Here is a 25,373-nt window from a genome sequence, read left to right as displayed (position 1 = left end):
GGAGAGAGCATTGCCTCAAGATCCCAGAATAATGATGCCTGACGGACTTTGGATGGAGATTTATACATCGTTGAATTGCAAGATTTTACTATACAAAGGTACAAAACTTTGTAGAAATATGCAAGTTTGGAAACGATTATTTTATTGATAACCAGATGATTAAACACTTTTCAAGGGGAGACTATATAGATAAACTTCCTTCAATTGATATTCTAATCGTTGATGAGTTTTATAAGGCAAGTACAAATTTTGATCTTGAAAGAAGCTCCACTTTACTCAGTTCAATGGTAGAACTCGGAAAGAAAGCTAAACAAAGATATTATCTTGCCCCAAATATCCATGAAATAGAAGAAAATGTATTCACTGAAGGGATGACATTTCTGCGTATGGATTTTAAGACCGTTGTAACGCATGCATGGCGGTTATATAAAAGCAGACCAAAGAATGAAGATAAACAGAGTTTTAAGACACGTAAACTTATTGAATTAATAAATACAGGTATAGGTAAAGCTTTGATATATACCGGCACATATAAGGGAATTGAAGAAGTAACAACAATTCTTAACAGAAATTTATATAATAAAGACTCTGAACTGCTTGCTAATTTTTCTGATTGGCTGGAATGCAATTATGGAGAAAAGTATATTCTTAAAGATTTAGTCAAACATGGTATTGGTATTCATAATGGTCAGCTACATCGTTCTCTTAGTCAAATTCAAATAAAACTATTTGAAGAACAGAATGGGTTAGATTATTTGGTATCGACCTCGTCTATAATTGAAGGAGTAAATACTCAAGCAGAGAGTGTCGTTTTATGGTCAAATAAGAACGGGGCTCATAAGATTGATTATTTTACCTTTCGCAACATCATTGGACGCGCAGGCAGAATGTTTCGTTATTTTGTAGGTCGTGTCTATATGCTTGAAGAGCCACCAAGTCAAGAAAATACTAAATTGAGATTAGAGTTTCCTGATGATGTAGTAAAAAAACTTGATGGAAATGACCCCGGTATAAAATTGAATAATGAACAATATGTAAAAATTCAACGATATCAAGATGAAATGATAGAACTTCTTGGAACGGATATTTGGCATAGAATTGAAAGAATACCACAAATCAGAAGTTGTAAACCATCAATGTTAAAGATAATTGCGGAAAAATTGAAAACTGATTCCAATTGGCCAACAAATTGCGATGCTTTACAAAACAATAATACATGGGAATGGAGGGATGCTTTAGGAGATATCATAGAAATTTTGGAATATCATCGAAAAGGACATTTACGGTATTATGCATGTGCATGTAGTAATGGATGGAAAATGACTATAAAAGAGCTATATAACACAGTAAAAGATTATGGTATTACATATGAGGATATATTTACATTTGAAAGATATGTATCCTTTAATCTCTCATCTATTATTGCGGTAATTAATATTATACGTCAAGAACTTTATCCTAATTCCTCAAATATCGCCAATTTTGTATATAAAGCATCAAATGCCTTTTTACCTAAAATTGTATTTCAACTTGAAGAATACGGATTACCGAGGATGATTAGTAAAAAGATACAAAATGCAGGTCTTATAAATCTTGAAGACGATTCTAAAGAGATTACAATCGTTATACAGGAATTTAACACGATAGGAATTGAATACCTTGAACAAAAAATACCTAATCTCCATTCATTTGACAAATATATATTAAAACATTTTATGAACGGAATTCGTTGCATAACGACAAATCAAAAGAATTAAATAATAGCCATATTATTACCTCTATATTTTTTGAGATATGATATGGCTATTTAGATAAGGATCCATATAGAAATTCTTTCGTATAATTTTCATTTGATATCTTCAACAGTACGCAGTTTTTCCGTTCTGTATAAACATCACGTATGTTTGCCGCTTCTCTTGTGAGAGAACCTTTCCTACCAGCCACATGCGGAACAGGTAGGTGTTGTAGGTGTTCAGCCGAAAAGCAATCAGAATAATGATTTCAGGCGCGTACACGTCCGCGTACAGCCCGTTTTCAAGCTGCATGTAGCGGCACACCTTGTAGTCGTTCAGCACGTCAGACTTGCGGACGGCTTTGATGACGGCGTTCACTGCCGGGACGGTCGTATGGAACAGTCCGGCTATTTCGGTGGCGGTCATCCACACATCGTTACCGGTTACGCTGACCGCCTTGTCCTCTATGATGATTATGTCACGTTTCATGGCTCCTCTTTTTTAGATGGTGCAACCTGCAAATTCCTCGACGTTGTTTAACCTTGCGGCAAGGTTTTCCATATCCTGATTGAGTTTTTCTTTGGTTATCTTCGCGTAAATCTGCGTCGTCTTTATGCTCTTGTGTCCAAGCATGGAGCTGACCGTTTCGATGGGTACGCCGTTGGAAAGGAAAACTGTCGTGGCTGCCGTGTGGCGGCTTTGATGCCACGTGATATGCTTGGTGATGCCGCAACGCTTGGCGACGGCACGGATACCGGCAAGGCACGTGTTATAATGCGGAACGGGGAATATCCTGCCGTTCTCGCATAGCCCACGGTATTTGCCGATTATGCGGTTGGCGATGTCAAGCAGGCGGATGTTGGACACCACGCCCGTTTTCTTGCGGTTGATGTTTATCCACTCGTGTTCGTCGAAATAGGTACGGATATTCTCTTCCGTGAGGTTGCGCATATCCGCGAACGACAATCCGGTGAACGCACAGAACAGGTAGAGGTCGCGGTACAGTTCCTGTTTGGCGTTTTTCAGTTTCCCCTCCATCAGCAGGCGTATTTCGTCTTTGGTCAGGAAACTGCGTGTCGTTTCCTCCTTCTTGATTTCATACTCGCGGAACGGGTCGCGTGTCAGCCACTCGTTGTTGATGGCTATGAACACCATTGTCCGTAGCGGGCAGACGTACAGCCACACGGTATTGGTGCAGCAGTGCTTGTCCGTGCGCAGGAACATCTCGAAGTCGGAGATGAAAGCGGGAGTAAGCTCTTTTAGGGCGATGTCCTTCACATGGTAGCGGATGTCGAGGAACTCTTGCAGGTGCTTGTAAACGACACGGTACTTTTCCAGTGTACCTTTTGCTTTCATGCCTGCTTCCACCTGTTTCTCATAGTTCTCGTTGTGCCGACGGAACACCTGCATCAGCGTGTGGTAGCGGTGTTCCAGTCCGAGAAAGGCGTTCTTTACCTTCTCCGCCGTGACGAAGTTGTCACGCTCCATGATTTCCTGATAGTGTCTGTTGATGCGCACCCGCATCTTGTCAAGCATACGGTTCGTTTCGAGTGCCGCCGCGCTTCTGCCCGTGACACGTCCCCCTTTGGTGTCCCACAGCTTCGGATCGACACTCAACTTGCAACTGAACTGCGTCTGGCTGCCGTCCACCGTGATGCGTCCCATGACGGGAACCGTCCCGTCCTTTTTCACTACCTGACGCTTGAGGTAGTAGATTACTGAAAATGTACTCTTCATCGTTCTTAATTTTTGGATTTCAAAATTAGTTGGTGAAGAGTCCGGTGTCGGTACGCAAAACGGGGAGGAACGGCGCAATCTTTTTTCCGTAACCGTATTTGTTACGTGAGTTGTGGGTAACTCACTATAACATAGTGTCTTGTTTCGCCATTCGTACCCGTTTGTCGCATTTTCGGACATGGTTACGAACAAGTAACGTTGCGGCGTCAAGATTTGGCTTCGGCAAGGATTGTAATGGCTTCACGAATTATCGCCACTTTAACTAAAACCCTTGTAACTCAATTCTATCACTATATCTTTCCGCATTTCACTTTTTTGTAGTAACTTTGCAATATTAATAAACAAAGATTTATAATACTAATATATATGCAAACAAACAGACCCTTGATATTGATAACAAACGATGATGGTTATCATTCTCCCGGAATACGCGCTCTTATAGATATGGTGAAATCTTTTGGCGACGTGCTTGTGGTGGCTCCCGAGAGCGCTCGGTCTGGTTATTCGCGAGCGTTTTCGGTCACCAATTACCTCCGACTCAAACCACGACACAATCTGGGCGACACCGAGGTATGGTCGTGCAGCGGCACGCCCGTAGACTGTGTGAAACTTGCTTTTCATCAATTTTGTGCTGAGCGGACGCCCGATTTAGTCATCAGTGGCATCAATCACGGAGACAATTCCACGGTGAACAGTCATTATAGCGGCACTGTGGGTGCTGCCATCGAGGGTTGTCTGAAGCGTGTGCCGTCTATCGCTTTTTCCTCATGCTACTATGATGAGCAGGCCAATTTGGAGCCTTTGCGCTCATGTGTTCGTCAAATTGTATCCAAAGTGTTGGCCGATGGGCTGCCTACAGGCGTTTGCCTGAATGTAAACTTCCCGGCGCGCGAGTCTTTCGAGGGTGTCAAGGTGTGTCGTATGACACAAGGGCAGTGGGTTAATGAGATAGAGCCTCGGCATCATCCTCGTGGTTACGACTATTTTTGGGTGGTGGGTGAGTATCATAATGACGAACCCAATGCGCCCGATACTGACCAATGGGCGTTAAACAATGGCTACGTGGCCATTACCCCCACGCAAGTGGACGTCACGGCTTACGACTTCATGGACGAAGTGCGTGGATGGAACATTAAATCTTAAAACCCCTATACATGAAGTACTACCTCATTGCGGGCGAGGCCTCTGGCGACTTGCATGCCAGCCGCCTCATGCAATGCCTGAAAAGCGAGGACAAAGACGCGCGGTTCCGATTTTTTGGCGGAGACCTTATGTCGGCTGTTGGTGGAACCCGTGTCAAGCACTACAAGGAACTTGCTTATATGGGCTTTCTGCCTGTATTACTGCATCTACGCACGATTATTCAAAACATGAAACTGTGCAAGGCTGATATTGTCAGCTGGCAGCCCGACGTGGTAATACTCGTTGACTATCCTGGCTTTAATCTCCGTATAGCCAAATATCTGCGTCGAAAAACGCGCATTCCGGTCTACTATTACATCTCGCCCAAGATTTGGGCGTGGAAGGAATGGCGCGTCAAGGCCATCAAACGAGATGTCAACGAGATGTTCTCCATTTTGCCTTTCGAGGTATCTTTCTATGAGGAGAGGCATCATTATAAAATTCATTATGTGGGCAACCCCACCGTGGAGGAAGTGGCCCAATTCCTTGAAGGTTACCGAGAGACATACGATACCTTCTGCCATCGATACGGCCTTGACCCACAAAAACGCATCGTCGCCCTGCTCGCCGGTAGCAGAGAGCAAGAGATCAAGGACAATCTTCCCGCCATGATAGAGGCTGCCCGCGCTTGCTGTGGCCCACAGGCTTCTTTCCAAATGGTATTGGCTGGCGCGCCATCGATAGGCCAAGAATGTTACTCGCCGTATCTTGCGGGCTCAAATGTGGTCAAGGTTGACAATGAAACCTATTCTTTGTTGGCCCATTCTACGGCGGCGTTGGTCACCAGTGGCACCGCCACCCTGGAGACGGCGCTGTTTAATGTGCCACAGGTGGTGTGCTACAAGACAGCCGTTCCGCGACTTGCGCGTTGGGGGTTCGAGCATGTTCTCAAGTGCGATTACATCAGCTTGGTCAACCTTGTGGCTGGGCGCGAGGTTGTGCCAGAACTTTTCGCCGACCGTTTCAGCGTGCCCAATATTACTAATGAACTTTCCAAAATTCTGCCAAACCAACCTGCTCGCGATGCTATGTTGCGTGGTTATGAGGACGTGCGTACCCTTTTGGGCCATGCTGTCGCACCCCAAAACGCCGCTCGCATCATGGTGTCGTTGTTGCGACAGCGTGCCACTGGTCGCATTTGAGCTTGTCGTTGCTTGTTATACCATACAGGCTCAAACCACATGCGGTGGTTTGAGCCTGTATGACTTTAAGAAAAATGTTGTTTATAAAGGTGTTGGGTTATAGCCCAAACTTATATCCTAACGTGAGTTGGAACACACTGTTCTTGCTGGTCGACTGGTCGATGATCTTGGTTAATCCCCAGTTGTAGCGAGCGTCCACGACAAAATTGCTGAACTCGTAAGATGCGCCGACAGGGATAGAAACATCTAATTTTTTAATCTTGGCATCGATACCAGATTGTCTGAAAGCATTTTCCAATCCCACTTCTGCGGTGACTCCATTTCTCGATACCTTAACTTTGTCATTGATCATGAAGCCGGGTTGCACGCCTAATTTGACGGCAAAGCCTTTGGCAATGTATACATTGGCGAGAATAGGAATGTTGATGTAATCAAGTTTAACTGTTCCGTCCACGCCGCCAATATTTCCTTTGGCTCCTTGCATGGAATAGAGCAAGCCGGCAGAAAGACTTACCATATCAGTGACTTGATGTTCAAATTCCGCTCCTATGACAGGAGCTAACCTTGGATCAGCGTCGTTATCTTTTGTGATTGTTGCGATGTTAAGGCCCACTTTAGGCTGAATGCTGGTGGTACCAACTTGGCGTTGTGCGTTTGTGGCAAGTGTTGTAAACAATACCAATGTACTAAGGATAATTCTTCTCATTTTTTATGTTTAAAGTTAGAAATATGTTATATGCCATTTTAAGTCTTTGTAAAGATGTGGAGAACTATGAAAAATTTTGTCATGTTTTCTGAAAAACAATGCCCCCGCGCACGGATAGCGTGCCTTGCCCATATTATTGGTGACGCGTCGAATTCCCAAGAATGGCGCCTCCCGGCCAACTTTAAAACATGGTGATGGTGTAGAGGTACACCACGGCGGCCGGAATGGCCATCAAACTGGAGTCGAAACGATCGAGCATGCCGCCATGGCCGGGCAAAATGTTGCCACTGTCTTTAATGCCGAGCGTACGCTTGAACAAGCTCTCCACAAGGTCTCCCCAAGTGCCAAATACACATACGGTGAGGCCGAGCCCCATCCATTGGTATATGTTCAGCGTGTGAGCGTCGGCGCCATTGTTGGCCAGATAGCCTATAACGGCAGCCACGACGAGCACCAAAACGCCTCCACCAACGCTGCCTTCCCACGATTTGGCCGGTGAGACGCGTGGAAACAGCTTGTGCTTGCCAAACAGCGAGCCGGTGCAATAAGCCCCCGTATCGTTGGTCCACAAGAAGATAAATACGCTCAGTGGCAATAGCATGTCATAGCGTGCGCCACTTCCATCGTGCGCCATCTCGAAAGCGAGGATATTGACCAAAGCCAAGGGCATGGCTACATACATTTGTCCAAGCATGGTGTACGCCCACGTGTTGACAGCGTTTTTTGTTCCAGTGTAAAGTTCGCAAATCAGTAGATATACGATGGTCAGCACGTATGGAACCATGATCGCGAAGTTAGACACGATGCCGGTACGCCATGCAGCCACCGCCACGAACAGGTATACGCCAGCCACGGTGGAAATAAATCGGTTCACTTGTACATCCTCGCAATGGTCGTTCACCAATCCGGTGTATTCCCATAGACTCAAGGCGGTGATAATGGCAAAGAGCAATATCATGGCCGATGGGTTTAGAAAGCCACACACCATGATGGCCACGAACAGAGTGCCCGTAATGGATCTAACGATCAAGTTTTTTTGCTTGTCAGTCATAACAGCTGTGTATCTATGCGTAAAAACTCCTCCCGGTCACAGCCATGAATGGTCAAGAAGATGGCTTTATGGCCATGTCGACAGCTTCTTCGCATCAGGGTGAGTCAGGAGGAGATGGTTAATTTTCTTTTTCTTTCGAGGCTTCGTGCTCGGCCTGGGCCTGTTTCACGATGTCTGGCATGTCTTCCAGTTTAGGTTCCTCTTCTTTTTCTTTGGCCTCGGCAATAGCTTTGTTCTCTTGCAAAATCTCGTCCGAGCGACTTATCCAAGGTCTCTTGCCAAATATTTTCTCCACATCTTCCGCGTATATCACCTCTTTGGCAAAAAGCAGGTCTGCCAATTTTTTATGACCCTCTTTGTGCTCGGTGAGGATTTGTTTGGCTCGTGCGTATTCCACATTAATGATTTTAAGCACCTCGTCGTCCATCACTTTGGCGGTAGTCTCGCTGTAAGGGCGTTGGAATTGGTATTCCTGATTGTTGTAGTAGCAAATGTTGGGCAATTTGTCGCTCATTCCTGCGTATGCCACCATGCCGTAAGCGCTTTTCGTGGCTCGCTCCAAATCGTTCATGGCGCCGGTCGAAATCTCACCTACAAAGAGTTCTTCTGCCGCTCGTCCGCCAAGGACGGCGCACATTTCGTCAAGCATTTGGTCTTTGGTGGTAATGACTCGCTCTTCTGGCATGTACCACGCTGCGCCCAGCGCTTGCCCGCGCGGCACGATGGTCACCTTGACCAAGGGGTTGGCATGCTCGCAAAACCAACTTATGGTGGCGTGCCCGGCCTCGTGGATGGCTATGCTCCGCTTCTCGGCAGAAGTCATCACCTTGGTCTTTTTCTCCAATCCTCCGATGATGCGATCCACGGCATTAAGAAAGTCTTGCTTGCTTACCACACGCTTGTTGTGGCGCGCGGCTATCAGCGCGGCCTCGTTGCAGACGTTCGCAATGTCCGCTCCCGAAAATCCTGGCGTTTGTCGAGCCAAGTAGTCAATGTCCAAGCTGTGGTCTGTCTTCAGTGGCCTGAGATGCACTTGGAAGATGGCTTTGCGCTCGGCAAGGTCTGGAAGTTCCACGTTTATTTGTCTGTCGAAGCGCCCAGCGCGCAGCAAAGCCTTGTCAAGCATGTCCACGCGGTTGGTTGCTGCCAGCACTATCACGCCCGAGTTGGTGCCAAAGCCGTCCATCTCCGTGAGCAAGGCGTTCAGCGTGTTCTCGCGCTCGTCGTTGCCACCCATCGATGGGTTTTTTGAGCGCGCGCGCCCCACGGCGTCAATCTCGTCGATAAAGATGATGCACGGAGCTTTTTGTTTGGCTTGCGCAAAGACGTCTCGCACGCGGCTCGCGCCCACGCCTACAAACATTTCGACGAAGTCTGAACCCGACATTGAGAAGAATGGTACGCCAGCCTCGCCAGCCACGGCCTTGGCCAGCAGTGTTTTACCGGTTCCCGGAGGGCCGATGAGTAGTGCCCCCTTAGGTATTTTTCCGCCCAGCTCGGTGTATTTCTGTGGATTTTTCAAGAAGTCCACGATTTCCTGAACCTCTTGTTTGGCACCCTCTTGGCCAGCCACGTCTTTGAACGTGATGCCCAGTTCGTTGCCTTTCTCAAATAGTTTGGCCTTGCTTTTACCCACGTTGAACACGCCGGCTCCTGCTCCGCCGCCACCCATTCGGCGCATGAGGAATATGATGATACTAATGAAAAACAGCAGAGGTAGCAGGTTTACGAGTATAGTTACGAAATCGCTGCCTTTTTCGTTGTTGTAACTAAAGCCCGTTATCTTGCCCCTTTTTTGTTGAATGGAGAGATACTTCTCAAGTTCGTCCACCGATCCAAATTGCACGCTCACGTATGGGTTTGCGCCTGTCTGTTTGGCGGTTTTCTCAAAAACATTGCGTATGAATTTGGGCTTTACATACATCCGGAGTGTGTTTTGGGTTTTATTGACCACCACGTTTTGGGCGTATCCCTTCTCCACGTAGGTCTTAAACTCGGTGTATTGCACCTCTTTGCCAGCTCCGGATCCGCTCGCGAGCATATCTCCGCCACCTGTGAAGAACAGCGTGGCGAGTAGCACCGCGATGCAGACGTAGAGCCAGTTCATATTGAACCGCGGCATCTTGGGCTGGTCGTCGTCGTTATTTTGTAGTTGATTTTTGTTGTTGTTCATCGTAGGATGATTGATGGTTGTACCTTTTAGGCTATCAAATGGTATGCCAAAGATTAGTCAATGTTTGGTATTTTGGTTAATTTAGCATCTTCCCACAGTTCTTCCAAATTATAAAATTCGCGCGTCTCGGGTTGGAAAATGTGTACTAACACGTCCACGAAGTCTATGGCTATCCATTGGTTGTTGCCCAGCCCGTTCACGCCTACGGGCTTTTCGCTCATCTCTTCGCGGCATGCACCAGCCACGGCCTCGGCGATAGCCTCCACCTGATTGGGTGAGGAGCCTTGGCATATCACGAAATAATTGGCTATGGCGCCGTCTATGTGGCTGAGGTCCGCGATAACGATGTCTTTACCCTTTTTGTCTTGGATGCCTTTGGTAATGGTCTTGACGAGTGTTGTTGTTTCTGTCATTGAAAAATCTTGAATAGGTTTGCCTTTTTTGTTTATAATATATGTGTAATGCAAAGTTACGTGTAAATATTGAGAAATGTTCGATTTTCTGTTAATATTTGGTTTTTTTAGTAACATGAAATCATATAGTTAGACATGGTGATGCCATGCTTTCGACTGGTTTTGTAACGGTTCTTGGACAATTCGTGGCATATCTTATAACATGGCTTTAGAGCATGGATAAACAGCCAATGCGTTATGTTTTTTGCGTGTAAAATAAAAAAAGATATCCAAACGCTTGGCTCATTAAAAAAAAACGCCTAACTTTGCACACGCAATTCAGGTTTGGGTTGTGGCGCGAATTGGGATATGGTGTAATGGTAACACTACAGATTCTGGTCCTGTCATTCCAGGTTCGAATCCTGGTATCCCAACTGTTACAAAGGGCAATTGGTTGTTGATCAACTGGTTGCCCTTTGTCGTTGTGTCTTGTTAATGGCATGTGCATGCGCCGTTCGGCTGTTTATTAGTAAGTCTTAAAAACATGGTTGTGGCACGCGCTGTGGGCATGGCGAGGTAGTATGACAGGTAGTTGTCGCAAGGTGCCTGATAAACGCCAAAGGGTGTAGTCCTTTTTCTTTTTTCCTCGGCTATGACCCAAGGTAAAGCTGGCTATGCTTTTTTGTTTAGAAAATATCACAAAAAGTGTATCATCTTTCTTCTTTGATTTAGAACAGAAAAAGTCAAAATAGTTTCTTAAATCGTTTCTCAGTCTTCAAACATTCAGGCGGCAAATTGCGATAGGTACCTATTCGTGTTTCCATAAGACCGTGAACGCATGGTGTTTCAGACTTGAACGCCTTGTGTTTAGGCCTTAATCGTGGCGCGATTAAGGCCTAATGGCAAACGCATGAGAAAACTTTTTTAGCAGAAAAACATTTCATTATTTGTAACTATCTGTATATTAAGAGGATGTTGAAAACTCAAAATACGGGCGTATTTTCGTGCGATACCCTTTTTGTTTGTAAATATGCGAAATCTGTGAGCTCTTTTGTCATAAATTTTCATGGCTTAAATCGTCTCTCGCAGTCTGTTTGCATCCTCCTTTTCGCAGACTTGTGGGTCTATTGGATAAACGCGTCTCGAAGATTGGTCGAAAGGTGTTGGTATTTTGAAGAGATGGCTGTTAATGGAGTTTAAAAATTGCAATTAAACGCATAAAAATGTGCCTTGAATAATTAATTTTACATACATTTGCAACTTGACGCATGAAAGGGGCTCTGAAGCAGGGCATGCTCGAAACATGCAAGCCTATGTGCGCGCAACGATGAAAAGTAAGAAGACCATAAGATTGTTTTACGCATGGATGTTGGCCACGACATTCATGACGGCTCTTCTTGTCAAAGACATGCACCTTCATGATGTTGCGCCACAATTCAAGCAAGAGGCACATGGCGCCCAACAAACTTCGGTGTCGGTCAATTGCTATATTTGCAATTTTGTGATGTGCAAGGCCAATGCCCCCAAACTGATGGTCTATGTACCCACAATCAGCGTGTCGCGCTTGGCGAGGGTCATATTTACGTCGCAAATAGTTTATCGTCAGGTTGACTCGATAAACAGCCATTCTCCTCCAACCATTCTTTCTTAAATCCTCGTAGCCTTTCGCTGTCCCGCTTTTTGGCATGGGGTACGTGGGCCGATTATCCCGTTTATATTGAGGGCGAGGTGTGTGTAGACGGTTCTTCCAATGACTGAAGGGCCAACTGATAAATATCTTTTTTTTTATTTTTTCTTGCAATGAACATAAATGTTTGTGTTCGGTTTGCGGTGTTGTTTGTATGCTTGCACATGGGTTGCGGCATGCGCTCATACGCCCAAACCGTGAGTGATGTTGCGCTATCGGATACCGTGGCGCATGGGCATGCCTCGGTATCGGAAACCAAAAAAGCCGAGCGAAAGTTGACTAACCGTATAAAAGACTCGTTGACCATTGCGGAGGTGGTGGTCAGCTCGCGACGCAAGACCGTGTCGGCCAATAGCGTTAGCGCCACCATGAACCACGAGGACATCGTGCGCGCAATGGGCAAATCGTTGGCGTCGATGCTGGAGAACACCTCTGGACTAAGCTCGATACAGACTGGTACCACCGTTTCCAAACCAGTGATACATGGCATGTATGGCAACCGTATATTGATTATGGCCAATGGGGCGCGCCTCACCGGGCAGCAATGGGGCCCTGACCACGCTCCCGAGGTGGACAAAAACGGCTTTGACCGCGTGTCGGTGGTGAAAGGGTCTGAGTCTGTCAGGTATGGGTCTGACGCCTTGGGGGGTATCGTGCTCATGGAGCGGAGCCGGCTGCCATACGGTCGTGATTGCGTGCACGGCGCCTTGACGGCTCTCTATGGCAGCAACGGCCGTCGATATGGCGTGGTGGGACGCGCCGAGGGAACCATGCCGTGGTGCCATGATTGGGCATGGCGCGCCCAGGCTACGTTTGAGAATGGGGGAGATCGTAGCACGGCGAGCTACCTGCTCAACAATACCGGCACGCGAGAGCGAGACCTCTCCGTGAGCATGGGTTACAGTCGAGGGCCGTGGCGATTGGAGGCTGGCTATGCGCTGTTTTGGCAAAAGATAGGCGTGATGCGAAGCGCGCAGATGGGTAGCGAGGAGCTGCTGCGCGAGCGAATCAGGCTTGGCAGGCCGGTCAGCGTGGCGCCATTCAGCTATGCCATAGACTATCCACACCAGAAAGTGGCGCACCAGACGGCTTTCGCCAAGGTGTACTACGATGGCGGCGCGATGGGCCAATTGGACTGGCAAGCCACCTTTCAGGCTGACGACCGGCGCGAGAACCGCATACGGCGCATGAACCATTCGGACATACCCACGGTGAGCTTGCACCTTAAATCGTTGCAAAACCTGCTGACATGGCAGCGAGGCTATCGGGCTTGGAAGAGCGAGGCAGGCTTGCAACTGCTCAACACCAAGAACTCCAACGAGCGCGGCACGGGCGTGGTGCCTATCATACCCAACTATGCGGAGGTGGCTTTTGGAGCCTATGGCGTGCAGAAATACACGGCCGAGAAATGGGGCGTGGAGGCTGGCGCGAGGTTCGACTGCCAACGGACGGAGGCCGACGGCTATGACTGGACGGGCCGGCGGTATGGTGGCAAGCGACACTTTGACAACCTTACATTCAGCGTGGGCGGCCATTGTCGGCCCGCCACCACCCTGACTTTCACCTCCAATGTGGGCTTGGCATGGCGCGCGCCGCATGTGTATGAGCTTTACAGCAATGGCAACGAGTTGGGCTCCGGCATGTTCGTCAAGGGCGATTCCACCCTCCAATCGGAGCGGAGCCTGAAATGGGTCACCTCCGCCGAGTATGCCACACGGCATCTCAACATGCGCGTGGATGGCTACCTGCAATGGGTAAGCCATTACATTTACGATGAGCCTACGCGCGAAAACATCGTCGTGGTATCCGGAGCGTATCCGGTTTTCCAGTACAAACAGACGGGGGCTTTTATCCGGGGCGTGGACGTTGACGTGCACATAAGACCGTGGAACGAGGTGGACTATCGGGTGTTCACGGCCTTGATTTGGGCCAACGAGAGCCAGACCGGCAACTATTTGCCTTATATCCCAAGCGCCCGCTTGACCCAACAAATGACATATACACCACGTGTGGGCGACAACCTGCGGTTGCGTTTGGGGATAAACCATCGCTTCGTGGCCAAGCAAACGCGTTTCAATCCAGACGCTGACCTTGTTGATTTCACCCCTGACGCTTACCACCTGCTGGGCTTTGAGATAGGAGCGGAGTGGAAATCGGAAGGTGGGCAAATGGTGGAGCTGGCCCTCATGGGCGATAACGTGCTCAACAAAGAATACAAAGAATACACCAACCGCAGTCGCTATTACGCCCACGACATGGGCAGGGATATCAGGTGCACGCTGACTTGGAAGTTTTGACACGCCATCGGCGCCCACCTGAGCGTGTGCTACATATAATATTTAACAATACATTTAAAACCATTTCAACATGAGAATGAGACAGTTAAAATCGGCGATGGCACTTGTCATGGTGTCGTTGCTGTCGGTATGGGCGGCATCGTGCAGCCCTGACGTGCCTACAAATGAGAAAAAAAACAAGTTGCACGAAGACCCCGTCAAGGCGGTTTTCACCCTACAAGAGGGTAAGCTGGACGACTTGGGCAAGTTTGACTCGGACCCAAGAATGGCTAACTTCACCGCAAGTTCAACCCCCGCCCAAGTGGTGGTGTGGGAGACTACGGCCGCTCGGGGGTGGCATGTGACAAGCCTCGCCAAGGGATTTAAAGTGAAAAACGTGAAAGACAATCCAAACGTGGTGTATGCGTTGAGGATAGATTATTACAACGCCAAGGGCGAGAAGATGAACCAACAGTTCTACGATTTAGGGCAAGACAAGATACACCAGCATTTCTTCTCGATGTACAGGGAATTTGAGTTTGGCGGTAGCAAGGGTATGGCGCGTGTCACAGACAAAAGCAAGCTGCCTTTCGACTATCGCTATGCTGACGAGCGCAACGGTGTGTTCATGGGCAAAGATAACCCGATGGGGTTCGAGGGGCTTATGAGGTTCGTGCGCCCGGGAGAGCGTTTCAGCCTGTCTGTGGAGTTGCTTCATGCCGCCAAGAGCAAGTTTGGCGACAACAACAAGCTCTCGCCGTTCTATGCGCCGGCCAACGTGCTGGTGAGCACGGGCCAGTGGGACATTGTGGTGAAACTGCCTGTCGAGGTGGATGGCGCCCCCGCCAAAGCTAACGAGGTGCCCAAGCTGGGCGATTTCGCCCCCACCAAAGCCGTGGTCGTGTTTTACGAGGGGCATCTTCACGGAACGTTCGCCTTTCACCAAAACCCACATTCCAAGCAAAACAAGTACCTGGGAGCCAATTATAAGTTGGTATATGAGTTGAGAAACGGACAATGGCGGCCTGCCGATGGCAACGCCAAGACGGTAAACCTTATTGGCTCCAAAAACAAGTACTGCGTGACGGGCGTTGCCATCAGGTACTATGACTCTCATGGAAACGACGTCACCGGAAAGTTAATGAGCGATGGGGAAGACCGTCGATGCCAGCATTTTTTTACGGTAAGCGACATAGAGCCAAGCTATGGGGGCAAGAAAGAGAAGACCGACGTGAACGGACCCGGTTTTTTTGACTATGTGTATTGCGACACAACCCCATGGGACAAGAGCAACAAGTTTGACGGGGCGAAGTTTACGGGCGATAAGAATCCGGTGGGATTGAAGGGGTATTTCACTTTCTTGCGTTCCCACAAGCGGTTCTTCCTCAACATCAAACTCATGCGAGCCAAGGTGGCCAAGGATGCCGAGGGCAAGGCTTCGCCGTTTTATGCCCCCACGAAGCGGCAACAGGTGGACGAGGAATGGATGCCCACCATCGCCATTCCTGTGAATGTTTATATGGATTGGGATGAGAAAGAGCTTGACGCTGACTTCGATTCGATGGACTTGTCGTCGCCTGCTTTGGATGAGAAGAGCTTTTCCGAGCGAGACCGTGAAAGAGTGCGCTCGCTGATGAACGCCTTTGGGCTGGCTGATTTCAAAGCTGGTTTGGCAGAGTTTTTCTGGAACTTGAAAGGTAGTGCCAAGCACGACAATAGTGGCTTTTGGTTCTGACACCATGTGGGACAGGTGTTTTTCGACTGTCCTTCGCGGTGGTTTGGGATAAAAGCGATACCTTTGCTACGTGGAAAATAGTGGCAAATGAATATGAACAGAATTAAAGAAAATAGATGGATTGCCACCTTGTTGTTATCATTGACGATGCTTGGCGGTATGCCTTTGGCGGCGAAAACCACGACAAGGCCGTGGAAAGCAGGGGATGTGGTGAGTGAGAAGATGGTCAGAGACCGTAATCTCAGTCAATGGTTCACGTGCGAACCAATCTCTGACGCGGTGTTCGCGCGGATGCGTGGCAAGTCTTATCCCACAGGTTGCGAGGTGCCAAGGGCCAGTCTGCGCTATCTCAAGGTGATACACTATGACGGGAAAGGTAACATCAGAAAAGGGGAGATGGTGTGCAACAAGCGGATAGCCAATGATTTGGTGGCTATCTTTCGTGAGCTGTTCGCCCATAGATACCCCATTGAGCGCATGTGTCTCATAGATGATTTCGATGCCGTGGACGAGCGGTCCATGCGCGCAAACAACTCCACGTGCTTTTGTTTCAGGCTGGTGAAAGGCTCCGCAAAACTGTCGGGACATGCCCGGGGAATGGCTGTGGACATTAATCCGCTCTATAATCCATACTATAGAAAGTATGCCGATGGGCGTGTTGTGGTGCAGCCTTCCAACGCATTGAGATACTGTGACCGCCGTGCCGGCTTCCCCTACAAGATAGACAGAGGAGACTTGTTGTACAAGGTTTTTGTGAGACACGGATTTCGCTGGGGTGGCGATTGGCACTCGCTAAAAGATTACCAACACTTCGAGAAATAAGGAACGCTCCCGTTTTCCTCGCCGACAAGGCAGGTAAACGGGAGCGTTTGACAATGTGGAGGGGGACGATAGGCTTATTTTAATAATTCGACAATGGTTTTTTCCACATCCGCGATGGGTTGGGTGGGTTCGAAACGAGCCACCACGCGGCCGCGCTTGTCTATGAGAAATTTGGTGAAATTCCATTTGATATCTGGCGTTTTGTCATAGTTCGGGTCTTTTTTTCGAAGCATCCGATCCATGAATTTGCCTTTGGCATCGTTGCCAAATCCCTGAAATCCACGCTCGGTTTTAAGATAGACGAATAGTGGGTCGGCGTTGACGCCATTGACATCGATCTTTGAAAACTGAGGGAAATGAATATCGTATTTCGCCGTGCAATACTTATGTATGTCCTCATAAGAGCCTGGAGCTTGCCCGCCAAATTGGTTGCAGGGGAAGTCAAGGATAATAAACCCTTTGCTTTTATATTTTTGATAGAGAGCCTCAAGCTCTGAATATTGTGGCGTGAAACCACATTGTGTGGCCGTGTTTACTATGAGTATGACTTGTCCTTCGTATGGGTAGAGACTTGTCATTTGCCCTGATGCGTCTTTCACTTTGTGCTGAAAAATGCTGTTTTGCGCCGAGATGTTGAGCGCGATAAAGAACAAGGAGAGTGTGATGAGTGTTTTTTTCATTTCAATTTGATTTTAAGTGACTATCCGTCACAAAGATAAATATATTTCCAAAAATTCGGTGACAAACACTGTGAAAGATGGTAAAAAAGACATTCTTTTATGGATACCGCTTTGTTATTGATTTTGGATTTGGCGTGAAATGGTGATTGAAGGGAGAGTTATGGGTGCGAATGGCAGGGGAAAGCTTGGTCAATCCTCCCAGGCGGTTACTTTAATGGCATCGAAGCAGCTATGTAAACGAGACATCCGCCACGCCGTTTCTATCGGTGTCGCGGATGTCGTCATTCCATGGTGGAAGTTATCTTATGCTTCGTCCTTTTTTTCTTCTTCCTTGGCTTGATTGTCGATGGCTTTTATTTTCTCCCGTACCAATTCGACCTCGTCTTTGAGTTTTTGCACTTTTCGGTTCATCTCGTCAACAAGGCTGTTGCCTTTTTTGCTCGAGATATTCAAGAAACCGAGATTGTTCTCATAAGTGATAATGTCTTGTTTGAGTTGCTCGTAACGTCTCACCAGCCTGCCTCGTTCGTTGTCCATGGCATCTTCGCCACGCTTGGCAACGCTCTTTAAGCTGTTTTTAAAATTATCCAACTTGCGTTTTGCGACAGAAATATGCAACTCATTATATACTTTGTCGAGGGCGTCGTGATATGCTTTGTATATCTTGTCTTTGTCTTTGAAAGGCACATGCCCCACGTTATTGTACGCCTCGGTGAGCTGGTGAACCTGTTCTTGGGCGTTTTCGGTAGCGTTTTCGGCAAGCGTGTTGAGTTTGTCTATGATTTCATATTTCTTTTTTAAGTTGTCGCGTTGCTCATGGCGGCTATCTGATGTAGCTGCGTTTCGAGCCTCAAAAAAATGGTTGCAAGCCGTCAAGAACTCATTCCAAAGCCTGTCTCCCTGTTTCTTTGGTACCATACCGATGGTTTTCCACTCCTTTTGCAGGGCTATAAGTTTGTCCGAAGTAGCTTTCCAATCGGTAGAGTTGGTCAAGGCTTTTGCCTTTTCTACCAATGCCTTTTTCTTTTCGGCGTTCTCCGCGAACTGCTCTTTCATGCCCTTGAAGAACTCGGCTTTGCGACCAAAGAAGTCGTCGCAGACAGCTCGAAAACGCTCGAATATCTTCACGTTCATTTTCTGAGGGGCAAAGCCTATGGTCTTCCATTCTTGTTGAATGGCGATTATTTGTTTGGTGTGCTTTTCCCAATCACTGGCAGTTTTGTTATCTTCTTTGGTAATGTTTTCTACCTTTTCGCACAGCTCTGTCTTTTTTTCAAGGTTTTCTTTCTCCTTTTCTCGAAGTACTTCAAAATGTTTTTGGTGCTTCTTGTTGATAATGGTGCTGGCTGCTTTAAATCGTGCCCAAATCTCGTCACGTAACTCTTTGGCTACCGGGCCAATCTCGCGATATTGAGCATGAAGCTCTTGCAATTGATGGAACGCGCTTACCACATCTGGCTCTTCGTCAAGTTTTTCGGCTTCTTCGCAGAGTGTTGTCTTCATCTCAATATTTTTCTTGAAATCGTATTCGCGTGCTTCCCTGTTGAGATTTAGCAGGTCGTAAAAGCGCTCCACGTACAGTTGGTAGTTGCGCCACACCTCATTGGCTTTTTCGGGTGGCACAGCCTTGATATCTTTGAACTCTTGTTGCAGGGCCTTAAACTCGTTGAATGACTTGTTTGCCTCGTCTGGAGACGTTGCCATTCCTTTTATTTTCTCTATGATATCGAGTTTCTTTTTGAGGTTTTCTGCTTTCTCTGCCTCTTGCTTTTCAAAAATTTTGGCTCTTTTTTCCTTGATTATTTGCATCTCCGCTTTGAAGGAGTCTTCATCCTCATCAGGTGTGATGACATATTTCTCAGGGTCTCCACCAGCCTCAAGGTAGTCTTTTTGGTGTTGCTCTCGCTCTGCAATATGAAACCTATAAAACAAAGATTTCAAGGTGTCTACTTCGTCTTTGTCCGGACTTTCCACACTTTTGGCTATTTCTTTGATGCGTTCGAGCACTTCTTTTTTGGAGGAATAAACTTTCTTTTCGGTTTTTCTCTCAGCGCTCTCATTTTCCTTTTCAGAATTGGTAGTGTTGTTTTCGTTGGCTGGTAGTTGCTCCGCTGGATTCTTTTCCTGCGTTTTTGGCTTCTCCTCCTCGACTTTTGGCGTTGTTGTTTCTGTGTTGGCGAGTGTTTCCTCAACGGGTTTGCCATCTTGGGTAGGCTCGTTGTTTTGGTTTTCGATATCAGTAGAAGGTTGAACCATTTTTTGTTCCTCGTCTTCCCTTATCTGCTCTTGGGCCTTGTCTTGAGAGTCCATCTTTAACTGTTTTAAAAGTTGATGATTTGGGTCTTTCATGGTCATGTCGTTGACATTCAGCAGTATGCCACACGTCATGCCAATCATTTATGTATACTTATGGTGTGCAAACTTATATAAAAAAAACGTAAATTCCTAATAAAAAACCGTTTTTTTATTATTTCCATTTTATAATAATCTTTTGTATCGCAGAATGAACCAACATAGCGTGCTTACCAAGAATGAGATAAAAAGCGTGGCTACAAAACCCCAACTGGCTTTTTCCAATCCGTTTATCACGTTCATGCCATAGAGCGATGCCACAAACGTGGCCGACATCATGATGATTGAAACCGACGTGAGGGTACGCATCACGGTATTCATATTGTTGTTGATGATACTGGAATAGGTGTCCATTGTCGATTCCAATATATCCGAATAGATATTGGTAGTCTCTCTCGCTTGTGTCATTTCAATATTGACATCCTCTATAAGGTCGGCGTCCAACTCATCCACTTGGAGTTTGAATTTCAGTTTTTGCAGTAAGTTCTCGTTGCCCCGAATGGACGTAATGAAGTAGGTGAGTGAGTCTTGCAGGCGTGATAATCCGATAAGACTCTCGTTGTTAACCTCATTGTCTAAGTTGTGTTTGGCTTTCTCGATGAGAGTGTTAATCTGCTTCAAACGTTTCAGGTACCACACCGCGCTGGAGAGGAAAAGTCTGAAAATCATGTCCACATAATCCGTAAAGCCTTCACCTCGTTTCTGTTGGAAGCTCACAAAATCAATCATCATGTTGGTCTCATAGAAGCACACAGTGATGGTTACGTCACGTTTGTGGATGATGCCCAACGGCACGGTGGAGTATGGTGTGCGACTTCTTATCTCTTTGACGTATGGTATACGGAGGATTATTAACATCCATCCGTCGTCGTATTCATAGCGCGCCCGCTCGTCGGTATCGCTAATGTCGCTAAAAAAATAGTCGGGTATGCTGAATCGTTCCACCAACTCTCGTTGGTCCTCGTCGGTCGGACAGGTCACCTGAATCCAGCAGTTGGGCTGCCATTCAGCAATTGATTTCAGGCTCTTCTCTATGTTCCAGAATGTTCTCATCGTAGTCAATCTCCTTGTATTAAACACTTGTGGGGATTAACTCTCAGAGAGTAATCCTCACGCTAATAGTTGAAGTTTTCGGCGTGATAGTCGTCCATATAATCGTTAAAAATTGATTTTGCTGTGCAAATGTACGTAAAATATAGTGTAAAGCCAAACAAAAATATAAATAAAAACGAGCCTACGGTGTAAAAAAGATGTTTCACGCGCCATGTCATCGCTTTTTGAGGGTCGCATGTGTGTGGTTTATGATAAAAAAAGGCAGGCTCTGTCCATTGCGTGAAGAGCCTGCCATAATGACGCTATATGTTTGATATTAGCGTGCGTCTTATTTGTTTGGAACTTCTTCCAGGGCCTTGACGAGCAGTTTCCAGAACGGTTCGCATGAGGCCACCTCGCAGCGTTCGCCCGCTGTGTGAGGGCTACGAATGTTGGGACCGAAGCTCACCACGTCCATGTTGGGGTATTTGCCGAGGATGATGGAGCATTCCAGCCCGGCGTGGTCAACCTGTACGATAGCGTCCTCACCATTCTGGTCACGGTATATTTGCATGAGCATCTTTAGTACCTCGCTGTCAGGATTGGGGTCCCAGCCGCCGTAGCTGGCGCTACATTCCACCTTCATGCCAGCCATGTTAAAGCAGCATTGCAGTTGGGTGGCGAGGTATTCTTTCATGTCCTCACGAGCCGAACGCGCCAAGATCTTGAAGTCGGCCCTTCCCTCGTTGATATCTATGATAGCAAGGTTTGACGATGTTTCCACCACGTTTGGATAAGCGGGTATCATGCGCAGCACGCCGTTGTGGCAAGCGTAGATGGCGTCGATGAGGTTGTCTTGGATTTCCTCGGGCAATATATACTGTGGTTTTTCTGTTTCTTCGGCAAAGAGTTCCACGCCTTTTTCGATGGTCTTGTACTCGTCTTCGATGGCAGCGCGCTGCTCTTCGACGAGTTTTTTCAAGTCTTTCACTTTATCTTTGGCCAATGCCAATACCACTTCAGCCTTGAACGGTATGGCGTTGCGCATGTTGCCTCCATGCCAGCAGGCCAATCGTGCGCCGAGCGTAGATACAGCCTTGTGTACCAATCGCACCATCTCTTTGTTGGCGTTGGCGCGACCTTCGTGTATCTCCAGCCCAGAGTGTCCACCACGCAGACCTTGCAATGTGACTTTGACGGCGGCCTCTTGGTCGTTTTCCATCTCTTTGTATTCCAATGAGGCGGTGATGTCCACGCCGCCTGCCGAACCGATGACAAACTTGCCCCAAGTCTCCGAGTCGAGGTTCATCAGAATGTCTGCCTTTAGCTCTCCCTTGGGCAGGTCATTGGCTCCAAACATTCCTGTCTCCTCATCGGCGGTGATCAAGGCTTCCACAGGGCCGTGCTTCAGGCTCTTGTCTTCCATGATGCCCATGATGGCGGCCACGCCCAGACCATTGTCAGCGCCGAGCGTGGTGCCCTTGGCGTGCACCCATCCGTCCTCTATGTAGGTCTCGATGGGGTCGGTCTCGAAGTTGTGCTTGCTGTCGGGGGCTTTTTGTGGCACCATGTCCATGTGCGATTGTAGCACCACGGTCTTGCGGTTCTCATAGCCGGGGGTGGCCGGCTTGCGCATCACGATGTTGCCCGCGGGGTCTTTCATGGCCTCTACGCCAGCTTTCTTGGCGAAGTCCAACAGGAAGTTCTGCACCTTGTCAAGGTGTCCCGATGGGCGGGGTACTTGCGTTAAAGCGTAAAAGTTGCGCCAGATGGCAGCGGGTTGCAAATTTTTAATTTCACTCATACATATTAAATTTAGAAGTTAATAGATAATGTTTTTATAATTTTTTAGGTGTAAAACTCAATGTAAGCCATCCACACAGGCCCAAAAGCACTACTAACAGTGTTTGCACGCTGTGTACGATGAGCACGAAGAACAGGGCGTCGTTGGCTGTCACGCCATAGAGTATGAGCATGGTTTTCACGGCGAAATGCCATGGCCCGGCTCCGTTTGGCGTGGGCACTACCACGGCAAGCGAACCTACGACAAATGTTACGATGGCGCAATCCAATCCCAAGCTCGTTGTGGACTCGAAGCAGAAGAACGTGAGATAATAGTGCAAGAAGTAACTGGCCCATATCGCCAATGTAAAGAAAACGAACAAAGGTACGTTCCTGACCTCTCTCACCGACATGACACCCTGCATCAATCCCTTGAGCATCTCCACCACCTTTTTATATATAGACAGTTTGCGCGCCAGCATATAGAGCAGCGCGAGCACCGCCAACGCGCATGCGACGGTGACCATCCAGCCCGTAGAGGTAAACCCTGCCAACATCTCATCAAAGCGAGTGCCGGTCTTTTGGAAAAACTTGTCGAAGACAGCGAACTGTGACAACAGCGTCAAAGCGATGATGACGAGCAGCAACAGAGAGTCGATGGCGCGCTCGGTGACCACCGTGCCCAGCGCTTTCGGAAACGACACCTTGTCCCATCGCCTCAGCGTGCCGCACCGTGCGAACTCGCCAATGCGTGGCACTATAAGGCTGACGGCGTAAGATATGAATATGGAAGAGACCAAAACCACGCCGCGAGGTTGTTCGCCAAGCGGTTGCAAAGTCTGTCGCCATCGCCACCCACGAAATGCTTGGGCCAATATGCCGAACGGAAAAGAGAGCAACATCCACCACCAGTTCATCTCGTGAGTCAACACGTGACTGACGCGATTAAAGTCGAAGTTGCGATACATCCAATAAAGAATCGCGCCGCCCAAACACAGTGACAGTGTTATCTTCGAAATGTCATTGATGGCTTTTCTCATCTCCATTCTGTTCACAAAGATACGGCAAATCAGATAGAATCGCAAAAGAAATGACTTTTTTTTCTTGTCTGGCGCACTGTTGGGCACTACTTTTAGCCTTTTCTTTCGTGGTTGTTGGGAGTGTGAGGAAACCTGCTCGCAATGTGAAGTGCAGGTTTGAAAATAGCTGACAAAAGCCCTCTCATATTTCGCGTATTTACAAGCCAACCTTCTGTCGCTCCGAAATACGAGAAAAATGGACGACTTTCTTAATAGTCTGTAAATTAACGATATATAAAGATTGTGCAGTCCTCATGCTATGATTGTACGTTATCCATGTTGCCATTAGGCCTTATTGCCATTGCGATTAAGCATTAAACGTCATCTCGTTAGGTTCGAAACGCAAGCCAATTAGAGTCTAAACGGCTGGCGAATAAGTACTAATGGCATGTTGGAGGGTGTGGGGCAAACATAAAAAAATGCCGTTTTAACAGTTTGGTCAGTCTTTTGCGTCGCTAAAAGGGTGTGTTGCGCGTGTGCTTTTTTGATGACTATTTATTTACATTTATGATGTTTGGTTGCATGCGCTGTGTGTGAAATGCCACTTGTCTTATGTCAACCTGCTTGATTTTTGTCAATAAAAGCGATGTTTTTAGACCTTAAAAACGAGAATTGTTTGCGAACACAGAAAATATGATTATCTTTGCATCGTCTTAAGAAAAAAAGGAAAGACAGTCAGGATAATAGCCACAGCGGGTGGCTAAAGGATAACAAATAAAAAATAAGAAAGGAAAAAATTATGAGTATGATGACATTTATCACATTGGCCATGGCCTCTTTTGTTGGTGCCTCTTCATTGGCATTAATCATGGACAAGATGGTTGAGGGAAAAAAATAACCCTCTCTTTTTTGTAGAAGAATAAGCACTAAGTGCTAAAAGTATATAACCAAGCTGGAATCGATTATGTCGGTTTCAGCTTTTTCTTTGTGTAAGTGGTATATAAATCTTCATCCATGCGCACGGTTTATATATTATTTTTTGTATTTTTGTGGCATTAATATCACTGTTGTTCATGTATCGAGTAAAGCCCAAGAAAAATTTAGGCCAGCATTTTCTGACCGACCTTAACATAGCCAAACGTATTGCCGACACTGTGGATCGATGCCCCTCCATTCCAGTTTTAGAGATTGGGCCCGGCATGGGCGTGCTCACGCAGTTTCTCGTGGATAAGCCACGCGAGGTGAAGGCCGTGGAGATAGATACCGAGAGCGTGGCCTACTTGCATGAGCATTACCCCATGTTGAGGGAGCGTATTATCGAGGGCGATTTTCTCAGGATGGATCTTAGCGATGTCTTTGAGGGGAGACCATTTGTGCTTACGGGCAATTATCCGTATGACATCTCGTCGCAAATATTCTTTAAGATGCTCGAATACAAGGATCTTATACCCTGTTGCACGGGTATGATTCAGCGTGAGGTGGCGCAGCGGATGGCCTCGAAGCCTGGCAATAAGGCGTATGGCATACTGAGCGTGATGGTGCAAGCGTGGTATGACGTGGACTATCTTTTCACGGTAGACGAGGGCGTTTTCAACCCGCCCCCTAAGGTGAAGAGCGCCGTGGTCAGCCTTGTGCGCAATGGGGTGACCGACCTTGGTTGTGACGAGACGCTGTTCAGGCGAGTGGTCAAGACGGTTTTCAATCAGCGACGCAAGATGCTACGGGTGTCGCTCAGGCAGCTTTTCAACAAGGAGACGTTGCCGGGCGTGGAATTTTTTGGGCGTGACATGATGACAAAAAGGCCTGAGCAGTTGGATGTCGCACAGTTTGTGCAGCTTACCAACATGGTGGCGGAGCAGTTGAAATGATAAA

At 47.4% G+C, this 25,373-nt stretch carries 19 protein-coding genes and 1 tRNA gene; 9 read left to right on the top strand and 11 right to left on the bottom strand.

What is annotated here, in order from left to right:
- Positions 1 to 155 precede the first annotated feature (155 nt).
- On the top strand, positions 156 to 1,757 hold the full coding sequence (locus C7379_RS06640) for a helicase (RefSeq protein WP_243406736.1): 1,602 nt from the start codon (positions 156 to 158) through the stop codon (positions 1,755 to 1,757).
- Positions 1,758 to 1,859: 102 nt separating this feature from the next.
- Here C7379_RS06640 and C7379_RS06635 read toward each other — a convergent pair whose 3' ends face one another.
- Both C7379_RS06635 and C7379_RS06630 read right to left on the bottom strand, forming a co-directional pair.
- Positions 1,860 to 2,222, bottom strand: coding sequence for a hypothetical protein (locus C7379_RS06635; protein ID WP_002561010.1), 363 nt, complete (start codon positions 2,220 to 2,222; stop codon positions 1,860 to 1,862).
- A gap of 12 nt (positions 2,223 to 2,234) precedes the next feature.
- On the bottom strand, positions 2,235 to 3,470 hold the full coding sequence (locus C7379_RS06630) for a site-specific integrase (RefSeq protein WP_002561011.1): 1,236 nt from the start codon (positions 3,468 to 3,470) through the stop codon (positions 2,235 to 2,237).
- A gap of 366 nt (positions 3,471 to 3,836) precedes the next feature.
- Here C7379_RS06630 and surE point away from each other — a divergent pair, with 366 nt between their 5' ends.
- Both surE and lpxB read left to right on the top strand, forming a co-directional pair.
- Entirely contained in the window at positions 3,837 to 4,613 is a 777-nt protein-coding gene (surE, locus tag C7379_RS06625) for a 5'/3'-nucleotidase SurE (protein WP_116616572.1), read from the top strand.
- A gap of 11 nt (positions 4,614 to 4,624) precedes the next feature.
- On the top strand, positions 4,625 to 5,794 hold the full coding sequence (gene lpxB, locus C7379_RS06620; RefSeq protein WP_116616571.1) for a lipid-A-disaccharide synthase: 1,170 nt from the start codon (positions 4,625 to 4,627) through the stop codon (positions 5,792 to 5,794).
- Positions 5,795 to 5,891: 97 nt separating this feature from the next.
- On the opposite strand, the gene C7379_RS06615 is transcribed toward lpxB, so the two are convergent.
- From C7379_RS06615 to rsfS, 4 genes are all read right to left on the bottom strand, one after another.
- On the bottom strand, positions 5,892 to 6,500 hold the full coding sequence (locus tag C7379_RS06615; protein ID WP_116616570.1) for a porin family protein: 609 nt from the start codon (positions 6,498 to 6,500) through the stop codon (positions 5,892 to 5,894).
- Positions 6,501 to 6,681: 181 nt separating this feature from the next.
- On the bottom strand, positions 6,682 to 7,551 hold the full coding sequence (locus C7379_RS06610; protein ID WP_116616569.1) for a phosphatidate cytidylyltransferase: 870 nt from the start codon (positions 7,549 to 7,551) through the stop codon (positions 6,682 to 6,684).
- Between the two features lie 118 nt (positions 7,552 to 7,669).
- The gene (gene ftsH, locus C7379_RS06605) at positions 7,670 to 9,724 is read right to left on the bottom strand and encodes an ATP-dependent zinc metalloprotease FtsH (protein ID WP_116616568.1); all 2,055 of its coding nucleotides are present in this window, start codon (positions 9,722 to 9,724) and stop codon (positions 7,670 to 7,672) included.
- A gap of 53 nt (positions 9,725 to 9,777) precedes the next feature.
- A complete protein-coding gene (rsfS, locus tag C7379_RS06600; protein WP_116616567.1) occupies positions 9,778 to 10,137 on the bottom strand; it encodes a ribosome silencing factor in 360 nt (119 codons plus the stop codon).
- 342 nt (positions 10,138 to 10,479) lie between these two features.
- On the opposite strand from rsfS, the gene C7379_RS06595 reads away from it, so the two are divergent.
- From C7379_RS06595 to C7379_RS06575, 5 genes are all read left to right on the top strand, one after another.
- A tRNA-Gln gene (locus tag C7379_RS06595) sits at positions 10,480 to 10,550 on the top strand.
- Positions 10,551 to 11,443: 893 nt separating this feature from the next.
- Entirely contained in the window at positions 11,444 to 11,767 is a 324-nt protein-coding gene (locus C7379_RS06590) for a hypothetical protein (protein ID WP_133241878.1), read from the top strand.
- 149 nt (positions 11,768 to 11,916) lie between these two features.
- Entirely contained in the window at positions 11,917 to 14,100 is a 2,184-nt protein-coding gene (locus C7379_RS06585) for a TonB-dependent receptor (protein ID WP_243406735.1), read from the top strand.
- A gap of 76 nt (positions 14,101 to 14,176) precedes the next feature.
- Positions 14,177 to 15,814: a hypothetical protein gene (locus C7379_RS06580; RefSeq protein ID WP_243406734.1), complete on the top strand. Its 1,638-nt coding sequence runs from the start codon at positions 14,177 to 14,179 to the stop codon at positions 15,812 to 15,814.
- Between the two features lie 93 nt (positions 15,815 to 15,907).
- Positions 15,908 to 16,636, top strand: coding sequence for a M15 family metallopeptidase (locus C7379_RS06575; protein ID WP_243406733.1), 729 nt, complete (start codon positions 15,908 to 15,910; stop codon positions 16,634 to 16,636).
- Between the two features lie 74 nt (positions 16,637 to 16,710).
- Here C7379_RS06575 and C7379_RS06570 read toward each other — a convergent pair whose 3' ends face one another.
- From C7379_RS06570 to C7379_RS06550, 5 genes are all read right to left on the bottom strand, one after another.
- Positions 16,711 to 17,316 (bottom strand): glutathione peroxidase, encoded by a 606-nt coding sequence (locus tag C7379_RS06570; RefSeq protein ID WP_116616563.1) that lies wholly within the window; start codon positions 17,314 to 17,316, stop codon positions 16,711 to 16,713.
- Positions 17,317 to 17,619: 303 nt separating this feature from the next.
- Positions 17,620 to 19,626: a DUF349 domain-containing protein gene (locus C7379_RS06565; protein ID WP_116616579.1), complete on the bottom strand. Its 2,007-nt coding sequence runs from the start codon at positions 19,624 to 19,626 to the stop codon at positions 17,620 to 17,622.
- A gap of 168 nt (positions 19,627 to 19,794) precedes the next feature.
- A complete protein-coding gene (locus tag C7379_RS06560) occupies positions 19,795 to 20,721 on the bottom strand; it encodes a magnesium transporter CorA family protein (protein ID WP_116616562.1) in 927 nt (308 codons plus the stop codon).
- A gap of 328 nt (positions 20,722 to 21,049) precedes the next feature.
- Positions 21,050 to 22,504, bottom strand: coding sequence for an aminoacyl-histidine dipeptidase (locus C7379_RS06555; protein WP_116616561.1), 1,455 nt, complete (start codon positions 22,502 to 22,504; stop codon positions 21,050 to 21,052).
- A gap of 34 nt (positions 22,505 to 22,538) precedes the next feature.
- Positions 22,539 to 23,528, bottom strand: a complete 990-nt coding sequence (locus C7379_RS06550) for a lysylphosphatidylglycerol synthase transmembrane domain-containing protein (protein ID WP_116616560.1) — start codon at positions 23,526 to 23,528, stop codon at positions 22,539 to 22,541.
- Between the two features lie 1,046 nt (positions 23,529 to 24,574).
- Between C7379_RS06550 and rsmA the strand changes: the two genes are divergently transcribed.
- The gene (gene rsmA / locus C7379_RS06545) at positions 24,575 to 25,369 is read left to right on the top strand and encodes a 16S rRNA (adenine(1518)-N(6)/adenine(1519)-N(6))-dimethyltransferase RsmA (protein WP_116616559.1); all 795 of its coding nucleotides are present in this window, start codon (positions 24,575 to 24,577) and stop codon (positions 25,367 to 25,369) included.
- The last annotated feature ends 4 nt before the right edge of the window (positions 25,370 to 25,373 follow it).

Origin of the sequence: Hallella colorans (assembly GCF_003096815.1) — a bacterium.
In the GTDB taxonomy this organism is placed as follows: Bacteria; Bacteroidota; Bacteroidia; order Bacteroidales; family Bacteroidaceae; genus Prevotella; species Prevotella colorans.
This window is presented reverse-complemented; position numbering and strand designations above follow the sequence as displayed.

Bases quoted from the DNA above. Each gene is read 5' to 3' on its own strand.
- C7379_RS06640 (WP_243406736.1), top strand. From the start codon at position 156: ATGATTAAACACTTTTCAAGGGGAGACTATATAGATAAACTTCCTTCA.
- C7379_RS06635 (WP_002561010.1), bottom strand. From the start codon at position 2,222: ATGAAACGTGACATAATCATCATAGAGGACAAGGCGGTCAGCGTAACC.
- C7379_RS06630 (WP_002561011.1), bottom strand. From the start codon at position 3,470: ATGAAGAGTACATTTTCAGTAATCTACTACCTCAAGCGTCAGGTAGTG.
- surE (WP_116616572.1), top strand. From the start codon at position 3,837: ATGCAAACAAACAGACCCTTGATATTGATAACAAACGATGATGGTTAT.
- lpxB (WP_116616571.1), top strand. From the start codon at position 4,625: ATGAAGTACTACCTCATTGCGGGCGAGGCCTCTGGCGACTTGCATGCC.
- C7379_RS06615 (WP_116616570.1), bottom strand. From the start codon at position 6,500: ATGAGAAGAATTATCCTTAGTACATTGGTATTGTTTACAACACTTGCC.
- C7379_RS06610 (WP_116616569.1), bottom strand. From the start codon at position 7,551: ATGACTGACAAGCAAAAAAACTTGATCGTTAGATCCATTACGGGCACT.
- ftsH (WP_116616568.1), bottom strand. From the start codon at position 9,724: ATGAACAACAACAAAAATCAACTACAAAATAACGACGACGACCAGCCC.
- rsfS (WP_116616567.1), bottom strand. From the start codon at position 10,137: ATGACAGAAACAACAACACTCGTCAAGACCATTACCAAAGGCATCCAA.
- C7379_RS06590 (WP_133241878.1), top strand. From the start codon at position 11,444: ATGAAAAGTAAGAAGACCATAAGATTGTTTTACGCATGGATGTTGGCC.
- C7379_RS06585 (WP_243406735.1), top strand. From the start codon at position 11,917: ATGAACATAAATGTTTGTGTTCGGTTTGCGGTGTTGTTTGTATGCTTG.
- C7379_RS06580 (WP_243406734.1), top strand. From the start codon at position 14,177: ATGAGACAGTTAAAATCGGCGATGGCACTTGTCATGGTGTCGTTGCTG.
- C7379_RS06575 (WP_243406733.1), top strand. From the start codon at position 15,908: ATGAACAGAATTAAAGAAAATAGATGGATTGCCACCTTGTTGTTATCA.
- C7379_RS06570 (WP_116616563.1), bottom strand. From the start codon at position 17,316: ATGAAAAAAACACTCATCACACTCTCCTTGTTCTTTATCGCGCTCAAC.
- C7379_RS06565 (WP_116616579.1), bottom strand. From the start codon at position 19,626: ATGGACTCTCAAGACAAGGCCCAAGAGCAGATAAGGGAAGACGAGGAA.
- C7379_RS06560 (WP_116616562.1), bottom strand. From the start codon at position 20,721: ATGAGAACATTCTGGAACATAGAGAAGAGCCTGAAATCAATTGCTGAA.
- C7379_RS06555 (WP_116616561.1), bottom strand. From the start codon at position 22,504: ATGAGTGAAATTAAAAATTTGCAACCCGCTGCCATCTGGCGCAACTTT.
- C7379_RS06550 (WP_116616560.1), bottom strand. From the start codon at position 23,528: ATGGAGATGAGAAAAGCCATCAATGACATTTCGAAGATAACACTGTCA.
- rsmA (WP_116616559.1), top strand. From the start codon at position 24,575: ATGTATCGAGTAAAGCCCAAGAAAAATTTAGGCCAGCATTTTCTGACC.